The organism is Streptococcus oralis, from assembly GCF_001075875.1.
Lineage (GTDB): Bacteria > Bacillota > Bacilli > Lactobacillales > Streptococcaceae > Streptococcus > Streptococcus oralis_I.
Window position 1 is genome coordinate 1 of record NZ_JUOS01000166.1, and the last position, 9,829, is coordinate 9,829.

General features: G+C 38.7%; 6 protein-coding genes. 2 read left to right on the forward strand and 4 right to left on the reverse strand.

Annotation, left to right across the window (positions count from 1 at the left end; all coding sequences use genetic code 11):
* The 4 genes from ADM33_RS08860 to ADM33_RS10980 form a co-directional block, all read right to left on the reverse strand.
* Positions 1-4,982: Spy0128 family protein (locus tag ADM33_RS08860; RefSeq protein WP_049504621.1), on the reverse strand; the 4,982-nt coding region annotated here is incomplete at its 3' end.
* Positions 4,983-5,394: 412 nt separating this feature from the next.
* The gene (locus ADM33_RS08865; RefSeq protein ID WP_049504623.1) at positions 5,395-6,030 is read right to left on the reverse strand and encodes an SGNH/GDSL hydrolase family protein; all 636 of its coding nucleotides are present in this window, start codon (positions 6,028-6,030) and stop codon (positions 5,395-5,397) included.
* A 1-nt stretch (position 6,031) separates the two neighbouring features.
* On the reverse strand, positions 6,032-6,859 hold the full coding sequence (locus tag ADM33_RS08870; RefSeq protein ID WP_049504624.1) for an HAD family hydrolase: 828 nt from the start codon (positions 6,857-6,859) through the stop codon (positions 6,032-6,034).
* Positions 6,860-6,880: 21 nt separating this feature from the next.
* Positions 6,881-8,200 (reverse strand): CapA family protein, encoded by a 1,320-nt coding sequence (locus ADM33_RS10980; RefSeq protein ID WP_080982720.1) that lies wholly within the window; start codon positions 8,198-8,200, stop codon positions 6,881-6,883.
* A 160-nt stretch (positions 8,201-8,360) separates the two neighbouring features.
* Here ADM33_RS10980 and def point away from each other — a divergent pair, with 160 nt between their 5' ends.
* The gene (gene def, locus ADM33_RS08885; protein WP_001272935.1) at positions 8,361-8,972 is read left to right on the forward strand and encodes a peptide deformylase; all 612 of its coding nucleotides are present in this window, start codon (positions 8,361-8,363) and stop codon (positions 8,970-8,972) included.
* A gap of 44 nt (positions 8,973-9,016) precedes the next feature.
* The gene (rlmB, locus tag ADM33_RS08890; RefSeq protein WP_000855759.1) at positions 9,017-9,745 is read left to right on the forward strand and encodes a 23S rRNA (guanosine(2251)-2'-O)-methyltransferase RlmB; all 729 of its coding nucleotides are present in this window, start codon (positions 9,017-9,019) and stop codon (positions 9,743-9,745) included.
* Positions 9,746-9,829 lie beyond the last annotated feature (84 nt).

A 9,829-nucleotide genomic window follows, 5' to 3' on the forward strand; every position in this document is an offset into this window, starting at 1 on the left:
TCGTATGTAACGGTTGCGTCTGTTCCAGCTACCTCTTCAACTGTGTAGTTGTGAACGCCTTCTTGACCCTTCTTAAATGTAAGAGCTGAGAACTTAACGTTTCCTGCTGCATCGTTGCTTACTGTTTCAACAACTTTACCTGTTGAATCTTTAAGGACGAAGCTGAATTCGTTAGCTTTCAACTCACGGCCTTCCAATTTCTTAGTGAAGTTGAATTCAACTGAGATTGGTACGCTGTTCACACGTTTTTGAGTTGGTTTTTCTGGTTTTTCAACAGATTTGCTTACTGGGTTATAAACATGAACGATTTGGTTGGCTTTATTTTCGATGTCCACTCCACCTGCAACGTCAGCTTTAACTGTCGCTGGAATATCGAATTTATAGTAGCGACCAAATGCAAATTTAGTTGTATCGATAACTTGTGTATTATCCGCATCACCCAATGATTTGTTTACAGAAGTCTTAGATGTTGCTGTAATGACACCATTTTCAACCTTGATGTCAAACTTATCAGTTACGTCATCTCCACTTTCACTGTCGTAAGCTTTAATATCAGCAGCATTAACAGTTAATTTTTCTGCATCATAGGTATCAGAGATTCCAACAGATTGGATGTTATTTTTATCAGTGAAGTTTTTCGTATCCAACCATACTTGGTAAACTAGTTTATCACCACGTTCAACAGTCTTGGTATTGATGTTTTCTGCTTCGTTGTTTGAAGTTCCATCTGCGTATGGGTTAGCATTTGTAGCAGTGTACTCATCAGCCAATTCATCATCATCGTCTACAAGTTTTGTTCCTGTAATGTCAAATTTCTCTTTATTAAGAACAAATTTTTCAGGTTGGAATTCAGGTGTTTCAGGAGGAGTGATCTTGTTGTTGAATTCTTTATCATCAGTTCCTTCTGTTGATGTTCCATCAGCATTGACACCGCCAGTTGATGTTACGTTTGTTACAGTAGTCAAGGTGTGACCATTCTTAGCAACTTCAACTGTGACTGTTGCTTTCATAGTATCATAAGCCATACCAAGCTCTTTAGTAGATGGGATAACTTCTTCTACTGTATAAGTATGAGTTCCAACTTTAGTATTATCAAATGATAATTCAGAGAATGTTACAGTTCCGTCAGCTTTATTTGTTACTGTTTCAAGAGTTTGACCAGTTGAATCTTTAAGAACAAAGCTAAATTCGCCATCTTTAAGTTCACGACCTGCTAATTTCTTAGTAAAGTCAAATCTTGCAACGACTGGAGCTACATGGTAGTTATTGAACTCAGTATCATCCGGCATCGTAACTGCTGCATTCAGGAGGCCAGTTGAAGCATCTTTCGTAACTGTTACGGTTACTTCTGCATTCATTGAATCGTAGTCAATGTTTGTGTCAGTACCAGCTACTTCACGTACAGTGTATGTATGAGAACCTTCTTTATCATAAGAAATTGCGTCAAACTGGATAGTTCCATCAGCCGCATTTTTCTTAGTTTGGATGACTTTGCCATTTTCAACTAATTCAAATGTGAAGGCATCCTTCGTAAGCTCTTTACCTTCAAGTTTCTTAGTGAACTTGAATTGAGCTTGTGTTGCAGTTGGGGTAAAGGTATTGTTAAATTCTTTATCTGCTGGAAGTGTTGCTACAGCTGTAAGTGCATGACCTGATTTGGTAACAGTAACTGTCACGTTAGCCTTCATGGTGTCATAAGTCATACCAGCTTCTTTTGTTTCTGGGATAACTTCTTCTACAGTGTACTTGTGATCACCAACTTGAGCATTTGTAAATGTCAAGGCATCAAATTTAACCTTACCAGCGGCATCATTTTGTTTTGTTTGGATAACAGTGCCATCTTTGTCTTTCAATACAAAGCTAAATTCACCAGCCTTAAGTGTACGACCTGCAAGAGCTTTGCTGAAGTCAAATTGAGCTGTTACTGGTGCCACTACATGGTTGTTAAAGACTTTATCATCTTCACCAGTTGCTTCACCACCAGTAGAGGTCATTGCAGTTTTAGCTGACAAAAGACCAGTACTTGCATCTTTGGTTACAGTTACTTTAACTGCGATAGTCATTGCATCGTAGTCTACATCAGCTTTATCGCCTTTAACTTCTTTAACAGTATAGTTGTAGACACCCGCTTGATCAAATGACAATTCGCTGAAGTTAATCTTACCATTAGCTTTATTTGTTACAGTTTCATTAACATTGTTATCACCAGTCAAAGTGAAGCTAAAGTCACCTGCATTCAAGTTACCATTTGAGAGTGATTTATCAAACTCAAGATTTACTTTAACAGGAGATGGTGTGAAGGTATTGTTGAACTCTGTATCTGCAGGAAGTGTGTTTGTTGCTTTAAGAACGTGACCTTCTTTAGTAACAGTAATCGTTACTTCAGCTTTCATTGGGTCATAAGTCATTCCTGCTTCAGAACCTTGAACTTCTTCTACAGTATACTTGTGAGTACCAACTTGTGTATTGTCAAAGGTCAAATCATCAAAGGCTACAACACCTGCTTTAGTATTTGTCTTAGTTTGAAGAACAGTTCCTTTTGAATCTTTCAATTGGAAAGTGAACTCACCAGCTTTCAATTCACGACCTGCGAGAGCCTTACTGAAGTCAAACTTAGTCTTAACTGGAGCTACAACATAGTTGTTGAAGACCTTGTCATTCTCACCCTCAGCATGACCACCTGTTGATGTATAGACTGCTTCAACTTCTAGTTTATCCTGAGCATTTTGTGTAACGGTAACTGTAAGAGTAACCTCCATACCATCATAGTCAACATTCGTATCCGAACCAGCAACTTCTGTAATCTTATAAGTGTAAGTACCTGGTTTTTCGAATGTTAGTTGGCTAAAGGTTGCCTTACCATTTTTGTTGGTAACAGTTTCTTGGTGTGTACCACCTTCTTGTTTAAGAGTAAAGCTAAAGTCACCGTCGCTTAAAGTACGACCATCAAGAACTTTGCTTACTTCAGGTGTATAAGTTACTGGATCCACTTTAACATAGTAGTAGATAGGTTGTTTATACGGTACTAATGTATTGAGCAAGTCTACGTTTACACCGATCCCCCCTACTCCTCGTTCCAATTGAGAGTTTGCAGAAGAGTGACCGATACCATCCCCCAAGAACGGTACAAATACTGTTTTCTTCGGTGTGTAACCTGCAGCTGTTTGGAAGCCAAACTCAACTTCTTTACCATTTGGATAGTTTACACCATTAGTATCCGTAAAAGCAATTGTATGAAGTGGTGTTTTCTTAACAACTAAGTCTTGTGTATTATAATTACCTGGTTTTATAGGTTTAGTCTCTGCTAGCAACATATAGCCATCAGTACTTAATGAACCATCCGAACGTTTGCTTTGTTGTTTTGGATCAAGAAGATAAACACGGACAACAACTGTTCCATCTTCACCGACAATTTCTTTAATCCGTTTAATACCATAACGGTCTGCATCCATAAATTTCGTCCCAACAGTATAAGGACGACTGACATAACCAGATTTATCGTTTGCATCAGCTGTTTGATACAATTTATAGCCATCAAATTGACGCTCGCCAGATGCTGTAAACTTCTGACCTTCCATAGCTTTAAGAGTGTATTTAGCTAAGTCAACTTCATTTCCATTTGCAACGTAATCTTGAACATTTTTATCAGTCTTATTAGCATTAAATGTTGGATTGTTTTTATCAACTACTCGATAATAAGTTGTTTTTTCAACTACTAATGGAATCTTTGCATTCGTTTCTGTAATGGAACGTCCGTTATACGCTGGTTCAACAGCATTAATAACGTCGTTTGATCTACGAGCAGCATAAACCTCATCAAATAAAACTTTTTCTGTAGGAGTAAGATTGTGTCCAGCTGCCACTAAATCAGTTATACTCTTCCCAACTTCATAACTCAATTGAATAAATGGCTGATCCGTTTTACCAGGTCCACTACCGGCTCCTCTGTCGTAACCGACTTGCCAAGTTAATTCTCCTCTAGAAGCTGTTGTAGTAGTCGCAAATTTTTGAGTTCCACTTGTAGCTGTAACTATTTTAGTTTCCACTATACTGCCAGTAGTTTTATCAATCAATTCAACTGTTGTATCTGTAGAAGAATCAAAGTTCTTATAAGCACGAGTATAGTATTTTGTTCCATAACGTTCATTAAACTTAGTAAGATCTACGATACTATATGTATAAACATCTCCTTCTTTTCTTGCATATCCAACAGGTACATCCTGTGATTTAACAGTTGCACCAACAGGATCTGTCATATCTGGATCTGCTGTTTCACCATCTTTAAGTGTAGTTGTAGTTGCTATTGCTTCTGTGTTATGGTCAGTTGCAGCACGACGATTACGGCGACGACCACCATTTGTAGCTAATGCACCTGCATTTACCGTATTTTCAGCTGCCAAAGCTAGTGTTTCTGTATCTACTAGTGGTTTTGCTTCAACATTAGTTGCACTAGCATTTGTATCAAGGCTTGTTGCCTCAGCAACAGCTGAAAGTTCTGCTTTAGGCTCAGATTTTTCCTCTGATTTAGATTCAGTCTTTTCTTCTGCCTTAGGCTTAGCCACTACAACTTCTTTTGCTTTTGAAGCAGTTGTTGCTACTGGCTTAGAAGACTCTGGTTTTGCCTCAGGACTAACAGATGTTTTTTCCTCAGGTTTTTCAGCTTTTGTTTCTTCAGATTTTACTTCAGTTGGTTCTGATTTTACTTCTTCAGACTTAACTTCAGGTGTTGATGTTTCTGACTTAACTTCTGAAGTTTCAGAATTAGCTGAAGTTGCCACATCCGTTGATGGCTCTTTCAACTTTTCCTTGTCGTTATTGTCGACTAGTTCAGTATTCTCCGCAGTTTGCTTTGCTACAATCTCAGCAGCATTTACAGCACCACCATTAGCCATCATGAAGCTAAGGGTCGTTCCTAAGAAAACTGATGCGACACCAACTTTGTATTTTCTTAAAGAAAATCGTTGTTGCTCTCTTCTTATCATGTGATAAGTTCTCCTTTTTTAACATTTTAACTAATAATATGTAGGTTTATTGACTTTTTTCAAAAAAGAAAATGGTCTTCCCACATTACCAGTAACGCTAAAAGTATACCATACTACAGGACTTATAGCAAGAATAACGATACTCCAAAACTATATCCGTGAAGTGTATAATATGCATTTATACAGAATATTTAATAGCTGTAAATGTTAAATTCACATATCTAAATCTCTATTTTTATTCCTTCTTTTTACTTTATATAGCAAAGAGACTCTAGTATTCAAGGTAATTTATAATAAAAACAAAAAATTCAACTTATAGACCACAGTGAATGTTTATCACTTTTTTATGACTACAAGAAAAATTTTTTTATTATTTATGATTCTTAAACTTATCTCACGTTAGCGAATCAATCTAGAAAATATATTTTTTTAGAGTACTTGATAAAGCCTGGTAACCAGAGACGCTGAGGTGAAGGCCATCTGTTGTGAAGTCTGACTTGAGTTGACCTTTCTGATCTAGTAAGTTCTCAAAAACAGGCACAAATTCAACCTGCATATAGGCAGAGGCAAGGTCTTGATAGGCTTGGTTCCACGCCTTGATTTTCTCGTTGGTACGAATATAAACCGTCTGTTTAAAGTCCTCACCTTCATTGACAGGCAAGATGGAAACTAGCTTTATCTGTGACAGTGGGTAGTCGCGAGAAATGGTTTGAATCACACTCTCGAGATTATTCAGTGCTTCATTCATTGGAATATCTTTTCCAATGTCATTTGTCCCAATCAAAATCACAATTTGATCCACTGCATCACCATAGAGGTGGGCATCAAGGTTATCTAGTAAAAGTCCGGTCTGGTAGCCTCTAATGCCTCGATTCACAATTGCCTTTGATGTACCAAGTAGTTCTTGTAAGGGATAATACTCAATAATAGAATCCCCGATAAAAATGATATCTGGCTCAATTACCGAGATTTGATTAAGTTCACGATACTTGGTTTGAATTTTCTCCTGCTCTTTCAAGAGCCAGTTCTCTAATAGTTGTACTGCCAAGTTATTCTCCTTCTTCTAGCCAGTTTTCTAAAACTTGGTAAACACCTGCCTGACTGTTAGCTGGCGCTACTTCTGTCGCAATTTCCTTGACTCTATCCTCTGCATTTTCCATTGCGTAAGAAATACCTGCCAACTCTAACATTTCAATGTCATTTTCACTGTCTCCAAAAGCCATGATTTGTTCGGGTTTTAAGTTCCAACGTTTGAGCAATTCTTCTAAGCCCCAAGCCTTATGAATCCCATCTTGTAAGATATCAATACAACCATATCCACTAGAGACAGCTCGCACATGCCCATCAAATAAGTCATTGATTTCCTGTAAAACCGAATCGGATCGTTCTTCACCAACAACCATACTCATCTTGAGAACACCACCGAAGAGTTTAGAGTCAAATTCATCGACGAAGTGCATCCGTTGATAGAATTTCTCAATCATCTCTGGAGTCATGAATTTATCAAGTTCTGTAAAGACAGTGCCTTTCTTTACAAAACCCCCATTCATAGCAGTTACGACAAACTGATCCTGACACTCTCTGCCTTTAAAATGAGCCAAAGCTCTATCAACCATAGCATCGTCCCAGGTCTGAGCTTGAATCAATTGATCATTTTCGAATATACGAGCACCATTAGCAACCACGAGAACTACTCTATCTGCTAGATGTTCCAGTAATTGTCGCATTCGATGAACTTCATTTCCCGTTGCAATGACAAAACGAACTCCACTCTGATCTAGCTGATCTAAAATTTTCTCTAGTCGAGGTAGATCCAGTTGTCCTTGAGGATCCAACAAAGTCCCGTCCATATCCGTCGCTATTATCTTAATACCCATCTTGCTCCTCTTTTAATGTCACTACCACTTCAAACCTACATGCTCGTTCATTTCTTTATAGGCTGTATCAATCCGTTGCTTGGTGGCCTCGTCTAACTGACTACGGTATTTCCCGCCCTCAATAAAGTCTTCCAGGATATAAGTTTGGTAAAGATAGAGTGGGTAGCCTTCTGGAGAATAGCCTCCCTTTGGAGTTCGACTCACCCAGCTTGGATGGGCTTGGGCCGTCTCAATAGTCGTTTTACCAGATTTCTTCTTAATGGTCACATCCATGAGAACTCCACGTTCCGTCCACTTGGCATTTTCAACATCCTGCATGGTTTCAATCCGTTGATTTGAGATGAAATTCCCCATAGAGTAAATGATAAGCTTTTTATCACCGTCTTTTTCAACCGTTTCAGCTGGTTCAACAACGTGAGGGTGACCACCAAAGATAATATCTGCTCCCCAATCAATCATTTTATGGTAAAGTTTCTTTTGCTCCTCAGTCGGCTCAATTTGATACTCAACTCCCATCTGAGGCATGATAATTGTAATATCCGCCTCCTTCTCTGCTCGTTCAATTTCAGCCTTCATTTTATCTTCGTCTAAGTCTGAAAGATAACGATTATAATCCTCTTGTGAAATGCTTTGTTCAATGCCGTTAAAACCATAGGAATAAGCTAAAATAGCAACTTTAATACCATTAACTTCCTTGATAACTAAAGGAGCCTTATCTCGTGATTCATGGGTATAGACCCCGACCGGTGTCATTCCTGCCTTTTCAATAGCATCCGCAGTTGATACCACTCCCTCAATCTGAGAATCCAAGATATGATTGTGAGCCAAGTCTAGCACTTGATAGCCTGCATCTTTTATAGCATCCATAACTTCACCAGGTGCATTGAACAAGGGGTATCCTGCAAGATAGTGGTCTTTATTTACAGTTCCTTCAAAATCACCAATGACTAAGTCAGCTTGCTTCAGCCAGGGTTTTACATACTCAAAATTTTCATGGAAATCATAGGTGCCGTCTGATTTTTTGGCTGAAATGTAGATAATGTCATGATAGAGCAAATCACCGTTTGCCATGATACGCGCACTTGTTTCTTGCTCCGTATCTGCATTATTTGCCTGAGAACTTGACTCTTGGTGTACGGCACTTGGATCACTACTGCTTAAAGAAATCCCTCGAGCTCCTTCCACTAATAAAGTAAGCATCATCGAGACAGCTACCGAAGCTAACAAGACTACAATAAAAGTGCGATTGTTCCACTGCTTATAGCTCCTGAAAAATCGAACGGAATGTCTAATAGCTTGTAAAACGGGACCATTTTTTCTTTTACTACTACGTTGTTCCATATATTTTCTCCCATAATTTCAAAGTCATATTTCTTACTCTATTATACCACAGACAAATAGGTATTTCCTTTTATTATATTATTTTTTAGCAACTTCTGTGACTTTCTTTCTCATCTGTTTTGTGTTATCATGTAATTGTAATGGAAGGAAAGGAAAGAATATGTCTGCTATAGAACGAATTACCAAAGCTGCTCATTTAATCGATATGAAAGATATTATCCGCGAGGGCAATCCAACCCTACGTGCCGTTGCCGAGGAGGTCTCTTTCCCCTTGAGCGACCAAGATATCATTCTTGGAGAAAAAATGATGCAATTTTTGAAACACTCTCAAGATCCTGTTATGGCTGAAAAATTAGGTTTACGTGGAGGTGTTGGTCTTGCTGCACCACAGCTGGATATCTCAAAACGCATCATCGCCGTACTGGTACCAAATATCACTGAGGAAGGGGAAACTCCTCAAGAAGCCTATGACTTACAAGCTGTTATGTACAATCCTAAAATCGTCTCACATTCAGTCCAAGATGCTGCCCTAGGCGAAGGGGAAGGTTGCTTGTCTGTTGACCGTGCTGTTCCAGGTTATGTTATCCGCCACGCTCGAGTAACTGTCGACTATTTTGATAAGGATGGAGAAAAGCACCGCATCAAACTAAAAGGCTACAACTCAATCGTAGTTCAACACGAAATTGACCACTTAAATGGCATTATGTTCTACGATCGTATCAATGAAAAAGATCCATTTGAAGTTAAAGATGGTTTGCTCATTCTTGAATAAAGAAAATCCCGTTGCAAGACGGGATTTTGTGTTATAATGAAGATATGAAAACAAACGATATTGTCTATGGCGTTCATGCCGTCACAGAAGCTCTTTTAGCAAATACTGGAAACAAACTCTACCTTCAGGAAGATTTACGAGGAAAGAATGTAGAAAAGGTTAAAGAACTGGCTACTGAAAAGAAAGTATCCATTTCTTGGACTTCTAAAAAATCACTTTCTGAGATGACTGAAGGAGCTGTTCACCAAGGTTTTGTCTTGCGCGTTTCTGAATTTGCCTACACTGAACTTGAGCAGATTCTTGCTAAGACACGCCAGGAAGAAAACCCACTACTACTAATCCTTGATGGTTTAACGGATCCACATAATCTTGGTTCTATCTTGAGAACAGCGGATGCAACCAATGTTTCAGGTGTAATCATTCCCAAACATCGAGCTGTCGGTGTTACTCCTGTCGTAGCAAAAACAGCAACAGGTGCGATTGAACACGTTCCTATTGCTCGAGTCACTAATCTCAGTCAAACCTTGGACAAACTCAAAGACGAAGGATTCTGGACTTTTGGAACTGATATGAATGGAACTCCTTGCCACAAATGGAATACCAAAGGAAAGATTGCTCTCATCATCGGAAATGAAGGCAAAGGTATCTCTAGCAACATCAAAAAACAAGTGGACGAGATGATAACTATTCCAATGAATGGGCACGTACAGAGCCTCAATGCCAGCGTCGCTGCAGCCATTCTCATGTACGAAGTTTTTCGAAATCGACTCTAATAAAAAGTGAGGTTGGGACAAAAGATCCTGACCTCACTTTTTATTAGCAATCAAACTTTGACGCGGTAGCTGATTGAACTTTTT

Coding starts and splice junctions, on each gene's coding strand:
- ADM33_RS08870 (WP_049504624.1), bottom strand. CDS start 6,859: ATGGGTATTAAGATAATAGCGACGGATATGGACGGGACTTTGTTGGAT.
- ADM33_RS10980 (WP_080982720.1), bottom strand. CDS start 8,200: ATGGAACAACGTAGTAGTAAAAGAAAAAATGGTCCCGTTTTACAAGCT.
- def (WP_001272935.1), top strand. CDS start 8,361: ATGTCTGCTATAGAACGAATTACCAAAGCTGCTCATTTAATCGATATG.
- rlmB (WP_000855759.1), top strand. CDS start 9,017: ATGAAAACAAACGATATTGTCTATGGCGTTCATGCCGTCACAGAAGCT.